Source organism: Candidatus Binatia bacterium, assembly GCA_036493895.1.
Lineage (GTDB): Bacteria > Desulfobacterota > Binatia > UBA1149 > CAITLU01 > DATNBU01.
The window spans coordinates 1-22,835 of sequence record DASXOZ010000007.1; the positions used below are offsets into that span (position 1 = coordinate 1).

At 67.3% G+C, this 22,835-nt stretch carries 16 protein-coding genes; 5 read left to right on the forward strand and 11 right to left on the reverse strand.

Annotated features, from left to right (window positions below):
* Window positions 1-247 (forward strand): hypothetical protein (locus VGK20_00675; protein ID HEY2772539.1); only part of this gene is annotated, 247 nt, incomplete at its 5' end.
* A gap of 102 nt (window positions 248-349) precedes the next feature.
* On the opposite strand, the gene VGK20_00680 is transcribed toward VGK20_00675, so the two are convergent.
* A complete protein-coding gene (locus VGK20_00680) occupies window positions 350-775 on the reverse strand; it encodes a hypothetical protein (protein HEY2772540.1) in 426 nt (141 codons plus the stop codon).
* A 27-nt stretch (window positions 776-802) separates the two neighbouring features.
* Window positions 803-1,201: a hypothetical protein gene (locus tag VGK20_00685; GenBank protein ID HEY2772541.1), complete on the reverse strand. Its 399-nt coding sequence runs from the start codon at window positions 1,199-1,201 to the stop codon at window positions 803-805.
* Here VGK20_00685 and VGK20_00690 point away from each other — a divergent pair.
* A complete protein-coding gene (locus VGK20_00690; GenBank protein HEY2772542.1) occupies window positions 1,184-2,395 on the forward strand; it encodes a M15 family metallopeptidase in 1,212 nt (403 codons plus the stop codon). The genes VGK20_00685 and VGK20_00690 overlap by 18 nt on opposite strands.
* A gap of 15 nt (window positions 2,396-2,410) precedes the next feature.
* Here the strand turns inward: VGK20_00690 and VGK20_00695 are convergent, their stop codons facing one another.
* Window positions 2,411-4,042, reverse strand: coding sequence for a hypothetical protein (locus VGK20_00695; protein ID HEY2772543.1), 1,632 nt, complete (start codon window positions 4,040-4,042; stop codon window positions 2,411-2,413).
* Window positions 4,039-7,092 (reverse strand): PEP/pyruvate-binding domain-containing protein, encoded by a 3,054-nt coding sequence (locus VGK20_00700; protein ID HEY2772544.1) that lies wholly within the window; start codon window positions 7,090-7,092, stop codon window positions 4,039-4,041. The genes VGK20_00695 and VGK20_00700 overlap by 4 nt, the downstream gene beginning before the upstream one ends.
* Before the next feature lie 198 nt (window positions 7,093-7,290).
* Here VGK20_00700 and VGK20_00705 point away from each other — a divergent pair, with 198 nt between their 5' ends.
* Window positions 7,291-8,400 (forward strand): serine hydrolase, encoded by a 1,110-nt coding sequence (locus VGK20_00705; GenBank protein HEY2772545.1) that lies wholly within the window; start codon window positions 7,291-7,293, stop codon window positions 8,398-8,400.
* Window positions 8,397-9,371, forward strand: a complete 975-nt coding sequence (locus VGK20_00710; GenBank protein HEY2772546.1) for a hypothetical protein — start codon at window positions 8,397-8,399, stop codon at window positions 9,369-9,371. The genes VGK20_00705 and VGK20_00710 overlap by 4 nt, the downstream gene beginning before the upstream one ends.
* Before the next feature lie 6 nt (window positions 9,372-9,377).
* Here VGK20_00710 and VGK20_00715 read toward each other — a convergent pair whose 3' ends face one another.
* Together VGK20_00715 and VGK20_00720 are read right to left on the reverse strand one after the other, a co-directional pair.
* Window positions 9,378-12,722 carry a cyclic nucleotide-binding domain-containing protein gene (locus tag VGK20_00715; GenBank protein HEY2772547.1) on the reverse strand — a complete coding sequence of 1,115 codons (3,345 nt, stop codon included), beginning with the start codon at window positions 12,720-12,722 and terminating at the stop codon, window positions 9,378-9,380.
* A 65-nt stretch (window positions 12,723-12,787) separates the two neighbouring features.
* On the reverse strand, window positions 12,788-14,350 hold the full coding sequence (locus VGK20_00720) for a hypothetical protein (protein ID HEY2772548.1): 1,563 nt from the start codon (window positions 14,348-14,350) through the stop codon (window positions 12,788-12,790).
* Window positions 14,351-14,482: 132 nt separating this feature from the next.
* Here VGK20_00720 and VGK20_00725 point away from each other — a divergent pair, with 132 nt between their 5' ends.
* Entirely contained in the window at window positions 14,483-17,974 is a 3,492-nt protein-coding gene (locus VGK20_00725; protein ID HEY2772549.1) for a CARDB domain-containing protein, read from the forward strand.
* Window positions 17,975-18,020: 46 nt separating this feature from the next.
* On the opposite strand, the gene VGK20_00730 is transcribed toward VGK20_00725, so the two are convergent.
* The 5 genes from VGK20_00730 to VGK20_00750 are packed head-to-tail and all read right to left on the reverse strand — an operon-like array spanning window position 18,021 to window position 22,731.
* Window positions 18,021-19,976: a glycosyltransferase family 39 protein gene (locus VGK20_00730; GenBank protein ID HEY2772550.1), complete on the reverse strand. Its 1,956-nt coding sequence runs from the start codon at window positions 19,974-19,976 to the stop codon at window positions 18,021-18,023.
* Window positions 19,977-20,035: 59 nt separating this feature from the next.
* Window positions 20,036-20,527 (reverse strand): hypothetical protein, encoded by a 492-nt coding sequence (locus VGK20_00735; GenBank protein ID HEY2772551.1) that lies wholly within the window; start codon window positions 20,525-20,527, stop codon window positions 20,036-20,038.
* Entirely contained in the window at window positions 20,527-21,096 is a 570-nt protein-coding gene (locus tag VGK20_00740; GenBank protein HEY2772552.1) for a LemA family protein, read from the reverse strand. Before VGK20_00740 ends, VGK20_00735 begins: the two co-directional genes overlap by 1 nt.
* Window positions 21,097-21,121: 25 nt before the next feature.
* Window positions 21,122-22,003, reverse strand: coding sequence for a TPM domain-containing protein (locus VGK20_00745; protein ID HEY2772553.1), 882 nt, complete (start codon window positions 22,001-22,003; stop codon window positions 21,122-21,124).
* Window positions 22,000-22,731: a hypothetical protein gene (locus VGK20_00750; GenBank protein ID HEY2772554.1), complete on the reverse strand. Its 732-nt coding sequence runs from the start codon at window positions 22,729-22,731 to the stop codon at window positions 22,000-22,002. Before VGK20_00750 ends, VGK20_00745 begins: the two co-directional genes overlap by 4 nt.
* Window positions 22,732-22,835: the final 104 nt, after the last annotated feature.

Consider the following 22,835-nt stretch of genomic DNA (forward strand, 5'->3'; position numbering starts at 1 on the left):
GAACCCGGCGCTGCGCCAGGGCGCTGCCCCGGTGCAGGCTGCGCCGGCCGCGGTCCCTGCCGTGACGACCGAGCCGAACCAGCAGAACAAGGACTCCCAGCCGGCAACCGAGGGTGAGGCCTGCGTGACGCCTTCGCGCACCGGATGCGGAGCCCAGGCCGAAACCAGCAACCAGCTCGGTGACGAATTCCGCGATTCGCTCGGCCGCGCGATGGCGGCTGCGGGTTACGATTCCAATCGGATGTAGTTGCCGGATGTAGTCGGCCCCAGCCGATTCGAGCCGATGCGAAAAGGCCGCCCGAGAGGGCGGCCTTTTTCGTTTGCGCGCGACGCGAGGTGCGCGTCGCGCCTAGGGCTCGTGGCTGGCCCGCAGCGCGAACCAGCCGCGAAGCACGCGATAGATCACCCAGATCCCGACGAGCGCCGCCGCCAGGAAAAACGTGACGATGCCGAGTCCGAACACGAGCACGAGCGGCAGCGACAGCGCGGCGGCGACGAGCATCCACAGCAGCGCGTACCAGAACGTGCGGATCTGCCAGCGAAAATGCCCCTGCAGCCACGTGCCCTCGACGTCGGGCTGCCGCGCATAGTTCATGATCACCGCAACGATCGACGGGAGACCGAACACGAAGCTGCCGACGACCGTGGCCGCACCGGTGACGCCGATCAGCACCGACAGCGTGTGCAGCGCGTAGATGATGTGCGTGTACGTCACCAGCGACGGATCCGGGATCCGGCCGGAGCCGTCGGAAAACGTGTGCTCCTCCACCATCATGACAACACGCCTTCGCGGCGAGACCGACTATAAGGGAGGCCTGTTCTGCCCGCGAATCGGTGCAGGCTCGTCTTGCTCGCCTGCGTCCACGGCGTGCATCCTGTGCAGGAAACGGTGGATGAGCGGCGCGAACGCGACGCCGGCGATCACGAGCACGGCCAGGCCGCTGTAGAGCGCGTACAGGCCTGCAAAAATCTTCCCGCCCGTGCTCTGGGGCTGGAGCAGGGGACCCATTCCCGACAGGATCATGGCCGCGTTGGTGAAGGAGTCGACCGCCCCGAGCCCCTCGAAGAAGTGGTACCCGGCCATCCCCACCGCAAGAGAAGCGACGATCATTCCGAAGCCGACCGCGGCGCTGGTGGCCAGGCGGCGCAGGAACAGTCGCCACGGGAGCAACGGCATCGAGTGATGTTCGAATTGCCACATTGCCGCAGCATCCTCCGCGCTGCAGATCAGCACGGCGCCGGGCGCATTGCACGCGCGGCCTTCGCACCGCTCGTCGCCTGCTCGGTCGCGATGACGGCGCTTGCCTGCGCCGCGCACCGCGAAGTGCCGGCCGGCAACGCCGCAGCGACGTCTTCCGTCGCAGCCGAAGCAACCCCGACGCAAGGGCCGGCGCCTGCCGCGCCGGTTTCGAGCGCTGCGCAGGCGGGCCTTCCCGTTGCAACGCGAGTGCTCGATACCGGACAGACGATTGCCGGCGAAGCGCTGGCCTATCCGAAGAGTGCCCTTCCCCAGGTCACATCACAGATCGTGACGATCCTGCCGGGCCAGACGACGGGGTGGCACCGGCACGGGGTGCCAACCTTCGGCTACGTGCTGTCGGGACACCTCGAGGTCGAGTACGAGAGCAAACTCGGGCGCCGGGTGCTCGGACCCGGCGACAGCCTGATGGAGGCGATGCACGTCGCGCACGACGCGACCAACCTCGCCGCCGAGCCGGTTCGCATCCTCGTCGTGTTCATGGGCGCTCAGGGCAGACCGACCGTGCTGCGCGCCGATCCTCCAGCCATGCCCGCGGGGATCGGCGGCACCCGCACCGCCGATCTCGTCGACCTTGCGTCCGTGGACCCTCGCCTTCGCTTCGACATCCGCTACGCCGGCGCAGGCAACTTCACGGGTCGGCCCGTGTATACGAGCGCTCGCGCGTTCCTCGAAAAACCTGCAGCCGAAGCGCTCCGGCGCGCCAACGACCGCGCGCGCAAGGAAGGCTTCGGGCTTCTCGTGCTCGATGCGTACCGGCCGTGGTCGGTGACGCGGATGTTCTGGGACAACTACCCGATGCACCGCGCGTACCTCGCCGACCCGTTGCAGGGTTCACGCCACAACCGCGGCTGCGCCGTCGACCTCACGCTGTTCGACTTGCACACGGGCGCCGAAGTGAAGATGCCGAGCGCCTACGACGATTTCAGCGAAAAGGCCCACCCTTCGTACGCGGAAGGAAGCGCAGCCGAGCGTGCCGCGCGTGACCGGTTGCGCGCGATCATGGAAGCCGAAGGATTCAGCGTCTACGAGAACGAATGGTGGCACTTCGACTACCGGGGTTGGCAGGAATACCCGGTGCTCGATTTTTCCTTCGACGAAGTCGCCAGGTCCGCGTCCCGCCGCGGCGCCCCCTGACGAACGCTCGCCGCCTCACTTCAGGAAGAGCACCTTGCGATCGGTCGTGTGACCGGCACCGACCTTTCTCAACTCGCGGTTGAAGCTGAAGCCGGCATCGCTGTCGAAGGCTGCAGGCTTGGTCGTGTAGAACTGGATCGCTTCGGGCTCGAAGCGCGCCTCGTGCAGCGGCACGTCCTTCAGCTGGCCCCGCTCTTCTGCCTTTCGGCCGTTGAAACGGCAGATGGGCACGCTCTTGATCCTGGCCTTCCCGACCGGTCCCATCTCGATGTTGGTTCCGTAGAGCCACGCGTAGAACGGCTCGCGATGGTTGGATGCCGACGAGCGCACCGGCGTGTGCTCGTTGCTCTTGTACGAGAGGTAGTACTGCACGCCCATGACCTCGGCGTTGCCGTCGCCGCGAAGGTCGAAGACGTCGTAGCAGCCGGGCAGGTTCCGGAAAGTGGGCACCTTCGTCAGCGTGTCGGACTCGCTCGGCACGATCTGCCTCAGCTCGCTCATGTGGCCCGACGGAAGCCTCGTGCAGCCGTGGGAGGTGGGCCCGCGGCCGACGATCCACAGGTTCTGCATCGGCTTGCCGTCGCGCTCGCTGGTGGCTTTTCGCCACGCTGCCGGAAGAAACGGCGTCTGGCCGAGCTCGCAGCGCACGCCGGCGTTGTGGAAGGCGTTGTACGTGATGCCGCCGGCGTACTGGTACGCGAGCAGCGGAATGAACCCGTAGCCGGGGTTGTTCGACAGGTAATCGACCATGCCGAGCTGCCCGCGCCCGTGCTCGCGGCGCATCAGCGGCCAGACTCCGGTGACGCCGAAATCCGGAAGAGTCTCGCCGTTGTACGTCGTCGTCCCGTCGACGGTGCCGGCGGGATAGATCGCCGAGAACTCGAGCGCGTCGATGAAGCCGCCGCCGGCGCGATAATGGCCGCCGCTGGCTGCCGCGATGAACGATTCGGTTTCCGTGCGCAACGCCGGGGAATCCGCTGCGCCGCCCTTGGCCGCGGCGACGGCGCGGTCGAGCGCCGCGGCGACCGGCGGCGAGAGCTCCGTGAGGTTGATGCGGCCGGCAAGCGCAGCATTGGCCGCACCGAGCCGTGATGCCGGCGATGCATCGGTCGACGTCAGCACGGCGTGCCATTTCGTTGCGAGCGCCACCACCGGGATGTGAATCGCGAACACGCGCTCCGGATTGAGCGCCGTCATGACGTCGGCCGCCTTGCGGCGCCACGCTTGGGCATCCATCGTCGATCTGGCGACGACCGCAGCGCCGACACCCTGCTCTTCGAGCCCTTTGACGAAGCGCTCGTAGCCCTTGTTCGTCGTCAGCGTCATGGCCTTGCTGTCGATCAGCTCCTGGTAGGTGCGGTGGCGTGTGTCGAGATCGCCGAGGTAGTTGTCCAGCTCCGCATCTCCCAGCACGACAGTGATCCGGACCTGGTTGCCACGACCGAGCTCGATGTGAACCCGCGTCGGATCCTGGGTGCGCGGCGCAAAGCCCGTATAAAACGACGGCTCGTACCAGTGGAAGTAGACGCCGTCGGGCGGACTGCTCCCGTCCCACGTCGTATCGGAGGCCTGCATCGCAGCAGGCGCGGTGCACGGCGATGCCAGCAGCAACGCCGCGACGAGAAGAGTCGACCAGCGCCGCGTCACTGCAGCACCGTCTTGAGCGACAGCTCGTCCTTGCCACCTGCCGCCTTGCCGCCGGGACCGTCGAGCACGGCCAGCGCGGGCACGTTCTTCACGCTCTCGTTGCCGATGAACGGCCTCGACTGGAAGAGCCAGAGATGGCCGTCGTGGAAGCCGAACTCGATGTCCCAGGCGCGCGGCCTGCCCATCGAATCGCGGGCAGGCGTGAGCTGGGCGTCGATGGCCTTGCCGGCGGCGATGATGTCGTCGAGCTCTTTGGGCGCAAGCACTTCGTCCCTCCCGCTCGACGGGACGATGCGGCTTCCGCCGCCGGGAATCAGCGCGTTCTTCCACGGCGACTTGTAGAGCGTCAGGAGGTCGACGCCGTCGGGCGACCAGCGCAGCGTCTCGGCCGAAGTGCCGTCGACGGCGCCGCCGGGGCCCTCGGAAGTGGCGACGATCATCTTGCTGCGGTCACCGGTCTCGACGTCGCAGGTGACCAGCACTCCGGATTTGTCGTTCGGCACGGACTCCAGGATCACGACCGACGGCAGCACCCACAGCGGCTCGTCGATCAGCGACTGCCGCCACGAGAACGAGCGCAGCTCGAACGGGGAAGCCCACACCTGCTTGAGCGCCGTGTAGATGTCCTCGAGCGATCCCATGTTGAAGACGGTCAGGTTCAGGCCGGCGCCGTTGAAGCTGTCGAGGTCCTCGACGTTGGTGTCGCTGCGCACGAAGCAGCCCACCGTGTCGGTCTTGTTCGGCCCCTTGAGCAGGCCGTCCTTGTCGAGACCATCGCGGATCGCCGCGCGCAGCTCGGGCGACAGCGGCGCTGCCTCGATCGAGTAGCGGATCACGTCCAGGCGCGGCGAAATCCACGTGGAGAGGGACTTCGGATCCTTGGCCGCCGGGAGCATCTGGTCGAAGAACTGATGGAAGGTCGTCTCGACGTACTCCGACAGATGTCCTCCCGGCGTCGCGATACCGGCGTTCTTCAGCGAGTCGGGCACCGCGACCGGAATGCGCAGGTAGTGGTCGCGATAGGCACCGAAAGGCACGACGATGCCGCGCGCGACCTTGTCCGGGAACAAGTGCTTGAGCTCGCCGAGGAACGCAGCTTTCGGCCCGCAGATGCGGCCCGAGTCGCTGCGGCGGATGTCGTTGAGGTCGATCGGCAGCCGCTTGGTGAGATCGACCTTGGCGGTGTCGATGTGCAGCTTGGCCAGCCCGGCGCCGAAGCCGCTGATCTCGCTCTTTCGCGTGTCGTTGCCCGTGTAGTCGGACCACGCAGCGTTTTCGACTTCCGTCATCTGCGCCTTCGGCTTGATGATCACGCGGCCACCGGGTGTGGCCACCATGAACGTCGTCTCGCCGTCGTGGGGTTTCATCAGCGCGAACGCGTCGGGGCCGAGCACGACGTTGGGAATGCCGAGGGAGCGGGCAAGAAGCTGCACGTGCGAGAGCACGTTGCCCTCGCCTTCGGTCAGGATGCCGGCCGCGGGTTCGAGGTCGGCGGGAGTCTCGTTGAGCGCGACGATCTCGTTGCGCTGGTAAGCGTCGTCTTTCGGCGTGAAGCGAAGCTTCCCCACGGCCAGACCGGGATTGAGCACGCGCACGTCGTTGGTGACGTCGGTGCCGAACAGGTCGTGGTGCCGCACCCCGGCGCCGCTCGCGAAGGTGTCGAGGCGGCCGTAGACCTTCGCGTAAAGCAGCAGCGGGCTGCTGCGCAAAACGTCGTCGCCGATGCCGGCAATCTGGGGCATCAGCAATGTCCACTGCGCCCACACCTGCGCATACGGCAGCGTCGCATTGACCTGGGCCCATTCGACGATGCGACCGGCCAGGCGCAGGTTGCGCGCGAACTCTTCGCGAGTCGGGCTCGCATCGGCGAGCATCTTCGCGAGCACCTTCTGGGCCGCTTCGTGCTCGCGATGCACGAGCAGTCCGCAACCGTACGCGGCATCGGTGAGCGCGGAAAGGAGCTGCAGGCTCTGCCTGGCGGTGAGCTTTGCCTGGTCGGCCAGCAGCGCGTTGCCTCGCGCCTGCATGACCGCCGCTGCGGTGATGTCGAGGTCGATCAGGCGGCGCGCGTCGGGGATCGTCACCGATTTTGCCGCCACCGCGCGTCGCGCGTCGCGCATGAACGCCCCGAGCGCGGCCATTGCCGCGACCGGATCGCCGTCCGGCGCCGGAAGCTTGGCCGTAAAATCGGCTTTCAGCTTGGCATCCGACAGCGCCGCGAGCTGTTCTTTCAGCGTCTGCTCGTCGAGACGCGTCAGGCGGCTCAGCTCGACGATGACCTGCTCGATCTGCGTCCGCTCGGCGCCCTGCGGAAGCTTGTCGCGGTACGCGGCGACCTGCGGGACGAGGCCTGCCGAAAGCTGGTTGTGAATAGCGTCACGAAGCGGCTTGAACTTCGCGTCCATATCCTGGACTCGCACCGACATCGCGCGCACCTTCTGCACCTGGCCGAGGTCGTCGCGCAGGAAATAGCGACGCTGCAATTCGTAGGCGAGCGGGAAGTCGCGGCTGTCGTCGAAGCCGGGCTCGGCCAGGAATTTCTCGAAGAACTGAGGCGCCGCCCCGGTTTCGTACTCGGCTCCGGAGAGCCCGCCGAAAGCCTTCAGCTCGGCCAGCTTGTTCGCGGGGTTGGTCTCGACGAAATACTTTTCGAGGATGTAGCCGCACACGAGGTCGCGGTGATCGGAGATCTGCGGCCACAGCCACAGGTCGCGCGAGAAGATGTTCGCGATCCAGACGCGGTGCTGGGACAGCGATTCGGCCAGCGGCGCACGAAACGCCGCACAGAACACCTCGTCGTGCCCGCAAGGGCTCGTGATTCTGCCGGCTGCGTCGCGAACGGGTCGCTTGTCGCCGTTTTTGCAGACGCAGAAATTCTCCGAGTAAGGCCCCTTCAGCTTGGACAACGAAGCCTGGAAGTCGCGCTTGAGGGCTGCCGCCTCGGCGGCAGGAAGCTCGGGCGGGCGCATGGCCCTCGCCGGAGCCGCACCGGCAAGCGCGATCGGCACTGTCAGCAGGAGGAAGAAGAGCTTCGGGGAAATCGGTCTCATGCGGTACATCGCTCTGGTGCATCTCCGTTGGCGCGCCTGCGCCTTCCGCCGCGCGCTGGCGGGTGCGACCACCGCGCCCGCTGCCCCGCCCGGCGGAGCGTCCTTTACCCGATAGCGCGATTTCACCGCTCGAAGAAGTCGGCGTCGCCGTCGGCGCTCGTTGTTGCAAGGCGCCAGCCCTGGCGCTAGTCGGCCCGGATGAGACGCCGATGCGGGCGCACCTGCGCAGGGCTTCCTCTCGCCCTCGCTCTTTACACCCCGGCGCTCGCCGCTACACTCCCGGGCGCACCTGCGACGGCCGGCTCGGGACCGCGACAGCCTCCGGATCCCGCCGCAGCCCGTGCTTACGTCGAATCCATCCGCCCGGCGCCGGCGCTCCAGGCCTTTCTCGATCACGCCGTCGCCGATCTGGAGAACACCGACCCGGCGCTGCGAAGGGCCCGGCCCCGCGTCGCGGTGATCGACCTCACAGGCGCTGTCCCGCTTCTTGCCCAGGTGCGCGGCGACGAGAAGGTCTACCCGGCGAGCACTGTAAAGTTCGTCTACCTGATGGCAGCATACGCGTGGCAGGAACGGGGACGGCTGACCATCGACCCGGAGCTGGATACCGAGCTGTCCCAGATGATTCGCGAGAGCAGCAACGGCGCGACCCAGAAAGTGTTCGCGAGACTGACGGACACCGAGCCGGGACCCGAGCTCGACGCCGCGGCGTATGCGCAATTCCGCGATCGCCGCCTCGAGGTCGAGCGCTGGCTGCAGACGCTCGGGATCCACGACCTTCATGCCGTCAGTCCGACCTACGACGGCGACGGCGATCTTTTCGGCCGTGACCGCCAGTTCCTGCGCGACCGCAGCGTAAAAGGAGGCCTCGAAGCCCCATCGCGGCCGCTGGGCAGCGGGCGCGCTACAGGCGGAGACGAGTTCCCGAACCGCCAGGCCATGACGGCAAGCGGAACCGCACGACTGCTCGCCCTGCTCGCGACCGACAGGGCGCTCACTGCGACGGACTCCGCCACGGTGCGCCAGCGCATGAAGCGCGATGTGCGCGAGCAGCCGCACCTGGTCCACCGCATTGCCGGCGGTGCAGCGGCCATCCCCGGTGCCGAGGCATATTCGAAGAGTGGAACCTGGGGACCGATCTATTCCGACGCGGGCATCGTTCGAGACGCGTCGGGAAAAGAGTTCGTGATCGCCGTCTTCACCGAGTCCTCTCCGCCGTATCGCGGGGAGGCCATCGCCCAGCTCACGCGCCGCACCGCCGAGCATATTTTCGGCGCGGGCGCAGCGCCCAACGGAGGACCTACGTGAACACGAAAACGCTGCTGGCCGCAGCCGGCCTGGTCGCGGCGATTGCGCTGGCCGGCGCGGCAAACGCCGACGGACTTCCTCGCAACTGGCCGCTTCCGGCCAAGGATCTCGAGAAACGCCTTTCCCACGACAACTTCACGATCGTCAAGTCCGAAAGCGCGGGTGGCGGCGTCACCGGGGCTTCCAAGATGACGCTGCAGTTCGACGACGGCACGAAGATCAAGACGAAGTGGAAGGCCGTGCCGGAGAAGAAGATGGACGGGTGGAACAACTGCCCGCGCAAGGAAATCGCCACCTACGAGATCCAGCGCTGGTTTCTCGACGACGACAATTTTGCAGTGCCGACCACGGTGGCGCGCAGCATTCCGATGCAGAGCTACAAGGCCGTGCGCCCGGGTGCAGAGCCGACGCTGGCAGGCGGCAACTGCGAGGTCGGAGTCTTCGCGGCCTGGCTGAGCGACGTCACCGCGCCCAAGGACTTCTACGACCACAAACGATTCGCCTCCGATCCGCTCTACGCGCGCTACCTTTCGGATTTCAACGTTCTGACGTACCTCGTCGACCACCGCGACGGACGAGCCGGCAACTTCCTGCTGTCGACGGTCGCAGGCGACCCCCGCGTCTACGCAATCGACAACGGCATCTCGTTCCAGCCGTTTCCGTGGAACTTCCTGGTGCCCAACTGGAACAAGATGCGCGTGCCGTGGGTGCGGCGCGAAACCGTCGACCGCCTGCGACGCGTGACGGCGGCGGACGAAGCGAGGCTCGGCATCGTCGCCGAGCTGGCGATCGACCAGAGCGGCGTGTACCAGGACGTCGAGCCCGGCCGCAACCTCGATCCCGACAAGGGAGCCCGCGCGGCCGGCGGTCACATCCAGTTCGGCCTTACGGCGAAAGAGATCCGCAAGGCCGAAGGACGGCGCGTCGAGCTGTTGCGCGAAGTCGACAGCGGCAAGCTCGCCGTGCACTGACGGCTTTTACTCGGGAGGAGTCTTGGCCGGCTCGTGCGGCGGCTCGACGTAGCCTCCCGGAGCACCCGACGACCCACGCGGCGTCTCGTGCGAGCGCTCGCTCAGCATGTTGCGCAAGCGCTTGGCCAGCGTCTGGCAGATGCCGATGCCGATGGCAGGCTGGTCCTCCATCACTTCGAACAGATCGATGCGGGCAAGGCTCAGCAGGCGCACCTCGCCGACAGCCGTTGCCGTTGCCGAGCGCGTCTCGCCGTCGAAGGCCGCCATTTCCCCGAAGAAGTCGCGGGGACCGAGCTCGGCGACCAACTCGGCGTCCCTCAGGATGTGCACGTTGCCCTCGACGATGAAGTACATGTTGTCGTCGAGCTCTCCCTCGGTGACGATCGCCACGCCGTCCTTGACGACGACCTCGCTGACGACTCGGGCAAGCTCGGAAAGCTGTACCGTGGCAAGCCCCTCGAACAGGTCGAGAGCGCGAAGGTGAAGCATCGTCTCGACGGGGTTGAGCATCGGCATTTCGGCAATTTCCTCTTCGGGTGCTTCGGTCACGACCGCGTCGTGATGAACGGCGACGCGGCGCTTCGGGGAAAATACGCGCAACGCCGCATCCACGTCCAGAGCCGGAGCCACGCTGGTGAGCAGGCCTCTGTTTATCGTCGCGGCCAGAAGCGAGGTGGTCAGCGGGTCCCGCGAAGCCAGCGCCTGGGCGACGGCTTCTTCGAGCGAGGGCATGCGCCGGCCGAGGGCCTCGGCGGCGCGGGTGGCCAGGCGCTGAACGCCGTGCTCCTCGAGCAGCGGCAGGATGCGGTTGCGCTCGGCGGGCGGCAGCAGCGCCTCGAGCGCCTCGAGCAGCACGGCGCGGTCGCGTACGTTCCAGGCGCGGCCGAGGGAGCGGCAGAGGCTGGCGATGCGATCGTCGTCGCGCAGCGCCGCGAGCAGCTCGAGGACCACTCGCGAGCTTTCGTCGATGCGTTCGCGCAGGCGTTGCAGCACCAGCCGCGATATCCCGTTGGCCTCGAGAGAACCGAGCACGACCAGCAGCCCGCGGCAGACGTCGATCTCGCGATCGATCAGCATCGTCAGAAGCGCACCGTCCGGACGGATCTCCTTCAGCATCTGAGGCACGACGGCACGCCCGCGACGGCCTCCGTGACGCAGCGCATGGAGCATCGCGTGCACCGCCACCGGACCAAGCGTCTCCAGCGCGCGGCGCGCGGCTTGTGCCTCGACAGGCACGCGAGACGAGAGCCTCTGCGCGAGCAGCAGCGCGTGGTCGGACAATCCGGCATTGCCGATCAGGCGCAGCACCGCCGTGCGCACGGAAGGATCGGGATCGTCGGCCAGGTCGAGAGCCTGCTGCGCCTTGGCCGCGACCGCCTGCTGGTGAGTGACCGCGATGTCGGCCAGGGCTTCGACGGCCCGCGGACAGCCGCACGCATTCTGCTCCCTCTCCGGGTCGGCAGGATTCGCCGGGGCTGAAGTGGTGAGGTTGGCGAGCAGCAGGTCGAGGCGACGCAGCCACGTGGGATCGCCGTCGTCGCCACGCATCAGCTCATAGCGAAGCTCGGCCAGCGCGATCACCCGGCATTCGGGGTCTCCGCCTTCGAGCGCCGCGGCGACGGTATCGTCGAAAGCGTCCATCGAGGCGTTGTCGAAGCCGAGCCGCGCGGCCGCTACGTCGGCAGCAATGCGCACAGCCGCGGCATGCGCGGAACTGTTGCGCGCTGCCTGGATACGATCGCGGACCGCATCGACGAGCCTGGGGTAGGGCTGCGCGCGCCCGAGGTACTGCAGCAACTTTCCGTGGTCGACGGGCCCGAGGCCGGAAGAATCGGTGAGAATCCGCACGACGCTTGCGACGGCGGGGCCGCTCTGCGGCACGTCGGCGCCGGCTCCGGCGAGGACGCGGTCGAAAGCCTCGAGCAGCAGCGGTCGTTGCGAGGTGCCCCTGGCGATCGCCCGCGCCAGCGCCTCGATCGCGATCCCCGACGGCGCGTCCGAGAGAAGGCCGCACGCCGCCCGGCACAGATTGACGTCCTCGCCTTCGAGATTCTGCTGCAGCGTGCGCAGCGTCGTCGGATCGAGCAGCGCCTGAAGCGACTCGCCGTCACCATTCTCGCTGCGACGCACGCTGGCGGCATCGAGCAGGAGATTCGGGTAGTTCACCCACAGCCACCACGTCATCATCGTCCATGCGGCCGCGACCGGGAACGCCAGCGCGGCCACGTGTGAGGGATTGAGGAACGTGACGATCAGCAGCACGAGAAGGCTGCCGAGCGCCGCACCTGCCCTTTTTGCCGGCCCCTGGACGATTCCGGTCGCGGACGATCGCATGCGCGGCGGCAGCAGCGCGCTCAGGATGCGCTGGGCAGGCTCGTAGATCGTGTGGTCGACGACGCTGGTGCCCACCATCGCGGGCATCGCGGTCGGCAGCCCGAACTTGGCCGAAATCGCCGTGAGGCCGAGCATGTAGCCGGCGGGCGACAACACGGAGGCCATCGGCACGCCGACGCGGCGAAACAGCGCGGCGCTGCCGACGAGCTGGAGCAGCAGCACGCCGACGTTGATCCATCCGCGCAGCAGCCCGTAAAGGCTCAGCAGGCGCTGTTCGCCTTCCGGGAAGCGAGTGGCCATGTCGGCCGCCAGTGAAAACTCGAAGTACAGCACCGGCCCGAGCACGCCTGCGAGGAACGACGTGCAGACGAGGACGCGAAACAGCGCGCTCTCGCGCCAGTAGACGACAAGCCGCGACTGCGGATCCGCCGCTTCGATCGTCGCGCCGCCGGCACGACGCAGGATGCGCGGTCTCCTCGCGCTGCGGCCGAGCGGCATCGTCGCGAATGCCGCCGCGATGAACGCGACGGCCGAAACCAGCAGCAGCGACGGAATGCCGAAGTATTTGCCGAACGTCGACGACGAGAAGCTGCCGAAGATCGTGCCGAGGGTGCCGCCCGCCGTCATCAGCGCAACCAGGCGCTTGCTCTGGCGTCCCGTCATCAGCCCGCCGACGACGACCCAGAACATCAGGGATGCAATGACCTCGATCTGCTTGGATGCCAGGATCAGCGTCGTCGCGGCACCGGGAGCGCCGGTCGTCACCAGCGTCCACATCACGAGCAGGACGACCGTAAGCGACGCGAACGTGATGCCGAGCAGCACCCGCTGGTTGGCGCGCACCGCGAGGCGGCCGGCGACGAACGTCGTCGCGGTCAGCAGCACCGAATTGACGAGGAAGACCAGCGGCAGCCAATCTACGCCGACCCGCTTGAGGAACATCGTGTCGGAGCAGTTGGAGACCGAGACCGAGCCCCACTCGATCAGGAACAGGGTGACGGCCGACCAGGCGACCACCCGCCCCTCTCCGGGCTCGACTGCCAGGGACTGCCGCAGGCGCGGCACCAGTCGGGCGGGCCGATTCAGGCGGGAACCTGTTCCGGGGATGCGGACATCATGCGGGAATAGGCTCGCACGATGGTGACCGCCAGCAAGAGCCATGCGACAGCGAGGACCACGTTCACCAGAAAGAACGCCCGCGGCGGCAGGTCAAGGAAATGCACGCCGACGACAACGGTCAGCGCGGCAAGGCCGTCCCCCAGCCGCAGGAACAGCGAGTCGATCGCCGGCTTGGCCCTGTACTTCGTCTCGGAGCTCGTCGGCAGCCACAGCACCTGGCGCGCCGTGTTGTTGATCGAGTAGTCGGTCGAGTTCTCGGCGATCTTCAACGACCGCACGACCGGCAGGATCGGCAGCAACGCCATCGTCGAATACGAGATCAGCGAGATCACCGGCAGCATCAGCATGATCGCGCCGAAGCCGCCGTAGCGCAGCAGCCGGGAGGCCAGGAACGCCTGCGCGACCAGCGCGATGACGTTCACGTACGTGAACAGGCTGCTGTAGAACAGCGTCGTCTCTCTGCCGACCAGTTCCTGGACTCGCGCGGGGTCGGTGATCCCCTGTGCCGCCGCCTTCGAGGCCAGCGTGTCCTGCAGCACGCGGAACATCAGGTTCTCGCCGTTGGTATTTACCCAGTTCGTCAGCAGCGCGACCAGGGCGACGGTGACGAGATAGCGGTGCGTGAAGATGAAGCCGATAGCGCCGCGCCCTGCCCTTCCCGTACGTTCGTCGTCTGCCGTCGGCCGCGGCAGCGGATCGACGCGGCCGCGCCCGAGCGGCCCGCGCACATAGGCCAGGCGCGAAAGCACGATCGAAGCGGCCAGCGGGATGTTCGCGAGGATCAGCAGCGTTGCCGGGCTCATTCCGCCGCTGACGAGCACGGTCGTCAGCCAGGACCCGAAAGCCGCACCGGCCGTGGCGCCGATCGCGATCAGCGGCAGGAGCCTGGTCCCGCGCTCTCCGGCGTAGAGGTCGGCGGCCATCGTCCAGAACTGGGCGATGAGAAAGACGCCGAACATCCCGACCCAGAGATAGAAGGCGATCCCGGCGTACGGCACGTTCGGCGCGAGAAACCCGGGCCTGAGCAGCCAGAACACGACGAGGTTCGACATGCTGATCAGGATGCTGCCGGAGACGAGATTGCTGCGCGTCACACGGTGCGAGAGGTTCGCGACGAGGCTGGCCAGCCCGGCCAGCAGCAGGCTCTGGCCGAAGCTCGAATAGGCCTTGAGCTCCATCGTCGAAAGTCCCTGCACGCTCGAGACGGCGATCCAGCTGTCGCGCAGGGGCTTGACGAAATAGTACGCGCAAAGAAGGAGGAAGACGTTGGCGAACAGCACCAGCCCCGTCGGTCCTTCGCCCGGACGAATGTCGGTGAACGTGCCGAGGAAGCGTTCGAGCGGAGACGGTCTCGTGTTCTGCTGCACGTTGGCCTTGCCGGAGCCGCCCGCGCCCGGCGCGGCGCTTGCGCCGTACGCGATGCGCTGGCCGGCGCCCCAGCCCGAACGTCCCCCCTTATTGCGGGTCCGGAAGCCTGAGACAACGCAGCTTGTCCAGCCGCCGTCGCCGACCGGCGCGCCTTCCACCCTTTCGTGGCCGCTATTTTCGTCGACGGCGCTGCGGCGGCAACGCGGAATCTCGGCCGGCGGCGGCCCCGAAAAAAGCGACTACCCCGGCCGGACTGCTTCTGTCACACTCCTGCGGTCCGGAGCCACCCCATGAGAGGATCCATCGACGAGCCGACCCTCGGGGTCCCGGCAGCGCCGCTCCCGCACCTCGGCCCGAAGGCTTCCAATGCCTGCGATCGAACGCGGCCGGCGCTCCTTTCCCGGTTGCGCCGCTCCCGCCCGGTGGAGGCCGCGGTCGCCCTTCTCGTGGCCGTCTGCTGCGCGGCAGCGGGCTCCACTGCGCACGCAGCCACCGCGCTGCCGGACCTCATTGTCGACAGCCTCTCGGTCGCGCCGGGAAGCGGGCCCAACGGCACTTCGGTTCAGATCACCGCGACGATCCGGAACCAGGGCGACGCGCCGGCGGTCGCCTCCAAGACCCGCATCCGCATCAACACGGATCCGACCGGCGTCCTTCCCACCGACACCGCGCTCTGCAACAGCCTGGCCACGCCCGCCCTCAACGCCGGCGACACGGCGGAAGTCACTTGTATGCCGGCACTGATGGCCAGGCCCCCGGGCGCAAACTACATCTGGGCAATTGCCGACGCCGGCCCGGACGTCACGGAGAGCAACGAGGACAACAACAAGATCAACCAGCCCTTCACGATCAACGACCAGGTGCCGGACCTCATCGTCCAGAGCATTGCGGTCAACCCGGATTCGGTCTCCAACGGCGAGGCGCCCGACATCACGATCGTCATCAAGAACCAGGGCACGTCGCTGGCGGCCGCGTCGATCGCCAGGGTGCGAATCAACCAGAACGCGACGGGCGTCGCTCCGGAGGACGACCAGGTCTGCGGCAGCGTCTCGACGCCGAGCATCGCGGCCGGGCAGATCGCGACGGTGCATTGCAAGTCGACGATCAGCGGGCGCCCGGCCGGCACGAACTACGTCTGGGTCATCGCCGACGTCAACAACGACTCGGGCGAGAGCAACCACGACAACGACCGGGCGAGTGCACTGATCACGATATCGGCCGCTGCGAGCGACATCGTGGTCGACAGCATCGTGCTCAACCCGACCGGCGGCGCGAACGGCTCGCTGGTGCAGATCACGATTACCGTTCGCAACCAGGGCACCGGACCGTCCTTCGATTCGACGACGAAGGTTCGCATCAACCAGAACCCCGACGACGTTGCAGCAACCGACCCGATCATCTGCGGATCCCTCGATACACCGGCGATCCCCGTCGGCTCCACGACGGTGGTCTCCTGCAAGCCGACGCTCAACAACCGGCCCGCGGGTACGAACTACATCTGGGTCATCCTCGACAGCTCGAACACGGCCGGTCAGGCCGACCGCACCAACGACAGGTCGCGCGCCGACTACGAAGTCGCTGCGCCGCCGGCGCCGGACATGGCCGTCACCCAGGTCACCGTCAAGCCGACCAGTGCAGCCAACGGAACCCTGATCACCGTCAGCGCCCGGGTCGAGAACGACGGCAAGGCCAATTCTCCGGTCACCGAGACGCGCTTCCTCGTCAATCAGAACGCCGACGGCGTCTCCGACGGAGATCTCGTGCTTTGCGACAACGTCGACACGCTGGCCCTCGCTCCGGGCGCCAGCCTGAACGTCAACTGCAAACCGACGCTCAGCGGCCTGGCCGGCGGCAGCTACTTCATCTGGGCACTCGCCGACATCACCGGAGTTTCGGGGCAGTCCAACCACAACAACGACATGCTGTCGGTGCCGTTCACCGTTCTGACGTCTCCGGTCCCGGATCTCGTCGTCGACTCGGTCGCTGCAACGCCGTCTTCGGGCAACAGCGGCACGATGGTCACGGTAACCGCGAAGGTCCATAACGTGGGCACAGCGGCCGCGGCAGCCTCCACGGCTCGTTTCCAGCTGAGCGCGAGCTCGAGCGCGGTGCTCGCGACCGATCCGGTGGTCTGCAATTCGCTCACTCCGTCTCTGGCCACCGGCGTCTCGAGCAACGTCAACTGCACTTGGACCGTCAATGGCCAGGCGCCGGGCCCGATGTTCCTGTGGGTCACGGCCGACCAGACCAATACCGCGGGGCAAACCAACCGCACCAACGACACGAACAAGACGGCCTTCACCGTCGCGGCGGCATCCGGTCCCGATCTCGTGGTCAAGCGCGTCGTCGTGCTGCCCTCCACCGCGCGCAGCGGAACCAGCGTGCTCGTGCGCGCGCGGATCGCCAACGTCGGCAACGTCGCCTCGGCCGCGTCGGTGACGACGTTCCGCATCAACCAGAACACGAGCAGCGTCAGCAACGCCGATGCGGTGCTGTGCGCGGCGAAGCCGACGGCGGCGCTGCTTCCCGGCACCGGCGTGCGCGTGCGATGCACGGCCACCATCGGCGATCTTCCTCTCGGTGCCAACCAGGTATGGGTCACCGCAGACACCACCGCGACCTCCGGCCAGACCAACACGGGCAACGACAGCGGGCACGCAACGCTGACGGTGACCGACGCAGCGTGCACCGACCCGAATGCGGCGCCCGTCTTCGGCTGGCCCGTCGAGCAGCCGCGCATCCTGCAGGACTACGCGAGCTACGGCTCCGTTCCTCTCGGCGCAGGCAAGGTCGGTTACCACTCGGGCATCGACCTTCTGTCCCAGCTTTCGATTCCCGCCGACCAGACTCCGGTCTACGCGGCCGCCGACGGCGAGGTGGTCGCCATTCGCCGCGGTTGTCCGTCGCCGGCCGATCCCGTCGTCAATCCTCCGAGCGGCACCTGCGCCGGCGGCTGGGGCAATTTCGTCGTCATCCGCCACGGCGACGGCATCTACAGCGTGTACTCGCAGCTCGGCGACGTCCTCGCGAAGAACGACACCTGCGTCACGCGGGGAGACCGCATCGCGCTGGCCGGAAGCAGCGGTGCGACCAACATTCCGGTGCACCTGCACTTCGACGTGCTGGCCAACCTGGTCGAACCGGTACCGCGCGCCGAGCTCGGCATGGAGTACTACCGCAAGTACTACCCGTACGCGGGTCGCACGCCCGAAATCGACACCGGGGCGCTGCAGACGCACCTGGATGCGCGTGATTTCATGCCGCGCATCCGCATCGGCATCACGGCAGCGACGGCTGCGTCACGCGACGTCGCCAGCGGCGCAGTCGTCGCGCGTCTGGCCAAGGGGCAGCAGTACATTTCCTACGGGCAGCTCGTGCCGGGTTTCTACCTCATCGACCTGCCGAACCCGATGCTGCCCGAAGACGGGCCTCCGTACGGCGACGGCGTGCGCTACGGCTGGGTTCCGGCCGCTTCGGTGCAGGAGCTGGAGACCGCACCGATGCCGACGTCGTCGCGCATCGACGGCTTCGGCGTCTTCTCGCTCGAAGGTGCCGGCCCCAATTTCGTCGTCGTGCGGGACCAACCTTCCGCAACCTCTGCCGAAGTGACCAAGGTGTGGGCGGACCAGCAATTCGCGCCTGCCGGCGCCCCGGTGCCTGACCTCGGCGCCGGCGGAAACTGGCAGCCGATCTACGTCTCGGGCACGACGACCACCGGCAGCACAAAGCCGCGCGTGGCTTACGTTCCGGTCGTCGACCTCGGTCCGCCGCCAGGCCACTGAGATCGCCACGGCCCGGCGCGGACGAGCGCAGCCGTGAGCCTTCGCGTCAGTGCCGACCGGCTTCCGCTGCCTGGATGCGGCGAACGACGTCGGCCGACGGAGTTCGTCCTTCGGCCTTCGCTTCGTCGACCACGCGGCGCGCTTCGCCTGCGCGTCCCGCCGAAACCAGCGCTTCGGCGAGCTTGTCCGGAAGAGCCGGATCAGCGGCGCCCTGCTCTTTTTCTTTCGAGTAGAGACTGACGAGCGCGTTCCACCCCATCTGGCTCTCGGGCTTGTAGGTGACGACTTGGCGCATGTACCGTTCGGCGCGCGCATCGTCGCCGTGTTTGAGGAACCAGTCGCCGAGGATGCGCATCGCGCCGATGACACCTTGCGGGCTCAGCTCGACCGCTTCCTCGTACGTCGCGATCGCCTTGTCGTTCTGGCCGTTCTGCATGTAGAGCGCACCGAGGTTGTTCAGGCTGATCGCGATCGCGCGATCCTTGTCGTTCCAGTCGAAGCTCTGGAAGCAGAAGAATGCCGACATGGCCACCGCGGCCGCACCGCCTGCGACGTTCTCCCAGCGCGCCGCGCGCACCTGTTCCTCTAGCCACAGGACGCCCCACGCGCCGAGCACGATCAGCGCCGGCACCACCTGGATGCGGTAGCGCGAGAACACGTAGAACGCGACGACCGTCGCGCAGTAGACGGCGACGAAGCCGACGAGGATGCGCGTTTCGGTCTTCGTGCGGATCGAGACGGCGGCGCCGAGCACGGCCAGCGCCGCGACCACGCCGATGCCGAGCAGCGGCAGCGCGAGCACCCACGACCAGCGCTCGAGCAGGTACATGTTGAGGTTGTCGGGCACCTCGTAGTCGTTCCAGAACAGGATGAACTTCCTCAGGAACATCATCTCCGCGAACGTCGGGTTCTCGTGGATGTGTTTCCACGCCAGCGAGCTCCAGAAGTCCGAGACCTGCGACGGCGTCAGCTTCCTGCCGCTCTGGCGCTCGGCCTCGGCGCGGAAGTCGGTCTCTTCGAAGCGCGGGTCGGGGCGGATCGACGGCGGCACGAAGTAGCTGCCGCTCGTGTTCAGCGGATTGTTGCCGATGTAGAAGTTCTGCCCGGCCTGCGACGTCGTCAGCACCCACTGCCCTTCGACGTGGTGGTTGCGCAGCCCAATCGGAGAAAGCACCAGCGCGGCGCCGAAAAAGAGCGCCGCGGCATTGCGCATTCCGTGACGGTCGGGAATCCGGAGAAAATCGAATTCGCCGTCCCTCTCGAACAGCAGCAGCGCCATCGACAGCGGGATGAACACGATCAGGTTCGCGCGCGTCAGGCACGCCAGCGCGAGAACGGCGCCGGCAGCCAGGCGGATCTTTTCGCGACGATCGAGCATCAGCACGAGGAACGCCGCGACGAGAAACACGCTGAGAAACGTTTTCTCGATCTGCACTTCGTAGAAGATCGACGGCAGGAAGAGCGCCGCCATCAGCCCGGCCAGGTTTCCCGCCGCGACACCGAAGATGCGCCGCCCGAGCAGCGCCGTCAGCGCGCAGGTGCCGACGCCGAAGGCCACCTGGACGAGGTAGACGAGCATCAGGTGGCGTCCGAAGATCGAGTACAGGACGCCGAGGAAGTACGGGTACAGCGGATCCTGGTAGAAGATGCGGCTGCCCATCCAGTCGCCGGCGGCAATGCGCTGCCCCCACTCGTCATAGACGAGGCAGTCCAGGCCGAGGTTCTCGAAGAACGGCGTCTTCGACAGCGCCAGGACGTGCGCCAGCCGCAGCAGCGCTGCGACGACGAGCACCGAGGGCAGAAACCAGCGAGAACAAAGGACGCGGCGCAGCGGCGACGGGCCGGGCGCGGATGCGGCCACAGCCGGCCCGGCCTTCGCGCTCGCGACCGGAGCGGAGGCCTGCTGGCCCGCCGGCTTCGGTTTTGCGTGTATGGCGGCCTCCGCCGCTTCAGCGGCGCGGCGCTCGGCGCGGCGGCGTTCGGCTTCGCGGTTTTTCGCCATGGCCGGCGATTAGCACGGCGTCGCCAACGGGGAAATGCCGCGCGGCAGCGCCCGGCGGCCTACTGGAACGGGTATCCGGACCCTACCAGCGCCTGGATCGTCGCTCGCAGCCGTTCGTAGCGCTTCGTCGGCGTCTTCGACACGGTCGCGGGGTCCTCGTCGCCAGGCCATGCGTTGCGCCCGTGCACCGATGCCGAACGGTCGGCGTATCGCACGGTGACCGACCAGTAGCGCCCGGCGACGGCGTCGGGAATTTCGTAGTTGGTCTTCCAGTTCCAGAAATCGACGGCATCGAGCGTGCGGCGCAGGTCTTTCCACTCCTTCTCCGACGGCGCTCGCGCATGGTCGACCTTCGGGTCGAGAAAATCGGACGCGGGGGCGTGCTGGATGAAGTGGAGCGTGCCGCCGTCCAGCTTCACTTCGATCGAACCCTGCTCCAGATAGGCCCCGCTGGTGCAGTCCATCTCGAGGGGCTTCGACTGTGCCGCGGCAGGCCCGACGCCTGCAACGAGAACGAATGCCGCGACAACGACGACCGCGGCGCTTCGCATCAGAATTTCACCTCGGGCACCGCTTTGGCCGACTCCGGCGCTTCGAAATAGGGCTTGGACCCGAAGCCCGTCATTTTCGCGACGAGGTTGGTCGGGAAACTCTTCAGCGTCGTGTCGTACGCCTGCACCGCCTCGTTGTAGCGCATGCGCGCGACGGCAAGGCGATTCTCGGTGCCGGCCAGCTCGTCCTGCAGGTGAAGGAAATTCTGGTCGGACTTGAGCTGCGGGTAGTTCTCGGCGACGACGAGAAGGCGCGACAACGCGCCGGTCAGCTCGTTGGATGCCGCCATCGTCTCGGTCGGCGTGCCCGCCCCTGCCACGCGGCTCCTCGCGTCGGTGACCTTGGTCAATACTTCCTTTTCCTGCTGCGCGAAGCCCTTGACCGTGGCCACCAGGTTCGGGATCAGGTCGTTGCGACGCTGAAGCTGGTTCTGGATCTCGCCCCAGGCCGAATCGACCGCCTCGCTCGTCTGCACCAGCGAGTTATAGCCGCAGCCCGGCAGCGCCAGCGCACTGGTCAATGTCACCAGGGCAACCATCATGGATTGGAGCATCGCGCGTCGCTTCATCGTCCTGCACTCCTGTTCGCCGAGTCTACCAGCTGCGGCCCGCGCCGCCGCCTCCAAAGCCTCCGCCCCCGCCTCCGAATCCGCCACCACCTCCGCCGCCGAATCCTCCACCGAAGCCGCCCGACATCGGCCCGCCGAAACCGCCGCCCCAGAACACCGGTCCGTAGAAGCCGCGCCGACTGCCGAGAAAAATGCGCAGCAGCAGGAACACCACGAAGATCCAGAAAATCAGCGGAGGACCGACGTCGCGCGCTCGCTGGCGCCGCACCGACGGCGCGCCCTGGCCGTCGTACTCGGTCTCGAGAACCCTCGCGATCTCGCCCATGCCCGCGCGGATGCCGCCGGGATAGTCGCCGGCGCGAAAACGCGGGACGACGAAGCGGTCGAGAATCTCGCCGAGGCGCCCGTCGGGCAGCACACCTTCGAGCCCGTACCCGGTAAAGAAGCGGGCATGGTGATCGTCGACGGCGATGAGGAACAGAAGGCCATCGTCTTTCTCGGCGCTTCCGAGCTTCCACGCGGAAGTGACCTTCATGCCGTAGCTGAACTCGTCGAGAGGTGCCGTGGTGCGAACCGTGAGCACGACGATCTCCGCGCCTTTGCTGCCTTTGACCTGCATCGCGAGACGCTCGAGATCGTGCCGCGTGCCGGCATCCAGGATTCCTGCGTCGTCGACGACCGGACCGGTAAGCGCAGGGATCGCGCCGCTGCGATGTTGCGATGGCGCGGGCGCGGCAGGTGCGACGGGTGCATACGGAACCGCCGCCGGAGAAGGCGCCTGCCCGGATTGCTCGAGCTCGGCAACGGCCGCTCGCGCCGTTGCGACACCGAGGGCCTGCGTGCCGGCAATCACACCGAGCGCGAGAGCGAGAGCCCCGGCCAGCGGGCGCGCGCGCCGGATCTTCATTGCGCCGGGATCCCGTCGACCAGCCGTGCCAGCGCGCCGAGCTCGTCGAGGTAGCTCGCGAACACCGCATCGACGTCGGCAAGCGGGAGGCGGACGCCCCGGCGCGCCGCCTGCACCCTGCGGAACGTCTCACTGCGGGTGCCGAAAAGCCGGTCGACCTCGTGGGTGATGCGATGCGCGGCGTCGCGCTCGGCGTCGGCCAGCAGCAGCAGACCTCGCATGATGATTTCGAAGCCGGTGCTGCTCGCGATCATCAGCGCACGAATGCGACGGCGGCTTCCAACGGCTTCGAGGTAGGCCTGGCGAAGATGAAGGAGTTTTCCCTTCAGCTGCTGCTCCACTTCGAGGCGAAGATTGGCGCGATCGACCACCAGGCCTGCCAGCGGATCGGCTTCTCCGCGCACCAGCAAGTGGGTGTCCATCAGCGCGAGCACCTCGAGGGGAAAAACATCGCAGGAGGTTGCCAGGTAGTCGCGATCGAGTACCAGGGGGGCAGCCAGGCCGCTTCGCTTCCAGCGTTTCCAGACGCCGGCGACGTCGTCGAGGGTGGGCACGGTGACCGACTCGACGATGAGGAGCGTCTCGAGCAGCGTGCCCCGCGCAGCTCGCAAGGCGTCGTCCAGCGCGGCATCGCCGTGAAGCAGCACGGCCACCAGCTGCGTTCCGAGCACGGCAGTGCAGTCGGATGCGAAGCCGTCGGCTTTCTTGCGTTCGCTACGCGTCGACACCTCTTGAGTCTAACGGCAGGCGGGCTGCGCTTTCCAGCGCCAGCGGCCGTGTGACCCCGTTCGCGCCCGGGGACGAGGCACACTTTTCCTCCGGACTCGCGCCG

Excerpts from the sequence above, each read along its gene's own strand:
- VGK20_00700 (HEY2772544.1), bottom strand. The coding sequence starts at position 7,092 with ATGAGACCGATTTCCCCGAAGCTCTTCTTCCTCCTGCTGACAGTGCCG.
- VGK20_00745 (HEY2772553.1), bottom strand. The coding sequence starts at position 22,003 with ATGAAGATCCGGCGCGCGCGCCCGCTGGCCGGGGCTCTCGCTCTCGCG.
- VGK20_00725 (HEY2772549.1), top strand. The coding sequence starts at position 14,483 with ATGAGAGGATCCATCGACGAGCCGACCCTCGGGGTCCCGGCAGCGCCG.
- VGK20_00735 (HEY2772551.1), bottom strand. The coding sequence starts at position 20,527 with ATGCGAAGCGCCGCGGTCGTCGTTGTCGCGGCATTCGTTCTCGTTGCA.
- VGK20_00705 (HEY2772545.1), top strand. The coding sequence starts at position 7,291 with ATGAGACGCCGATGCGGGCGCACCTGCGCAGGGCTTCCTCTCGCCCTC.
- VGK20_00680 (HEY2772540.1), bottom strand. The coding sequence starts at position 775 with ATGATGGTGGAGGAGCACACGTTTTCCGACGGCTCCGGCCGGATCCCG.
- VGK20_00685 (HEY2772541.1), bottom strand. The coding sequence starts at position 1,201 with ATGTGGCAATTCGAACATCACTCGATGCCGTTGCTCCCGTGGCGACTG.
- VGK20_00690 (HEY2772542.1), top strand. The coding sequence starts at position 1,184 with ATGTTCGAATTGCCACATTGCCGCAGCATCCTCCGCGCTGCAGATCAG.
- VGK20_00730 (HEY2772550.1), bottom strand. The coding sequence starts at position 19,976 with ATGGCGAAAAACCGCGAAGCCGAACGCCGCCGCGCCGAGCGCCGCGCC.
- VGK20_00740 (HEY2772552.1), bottom strand. The coding sequence starts at position 21,096 with ATGAAGCGACGCGCGATGCTCCAATCCATGATGGTTGCCCTGGTGACA.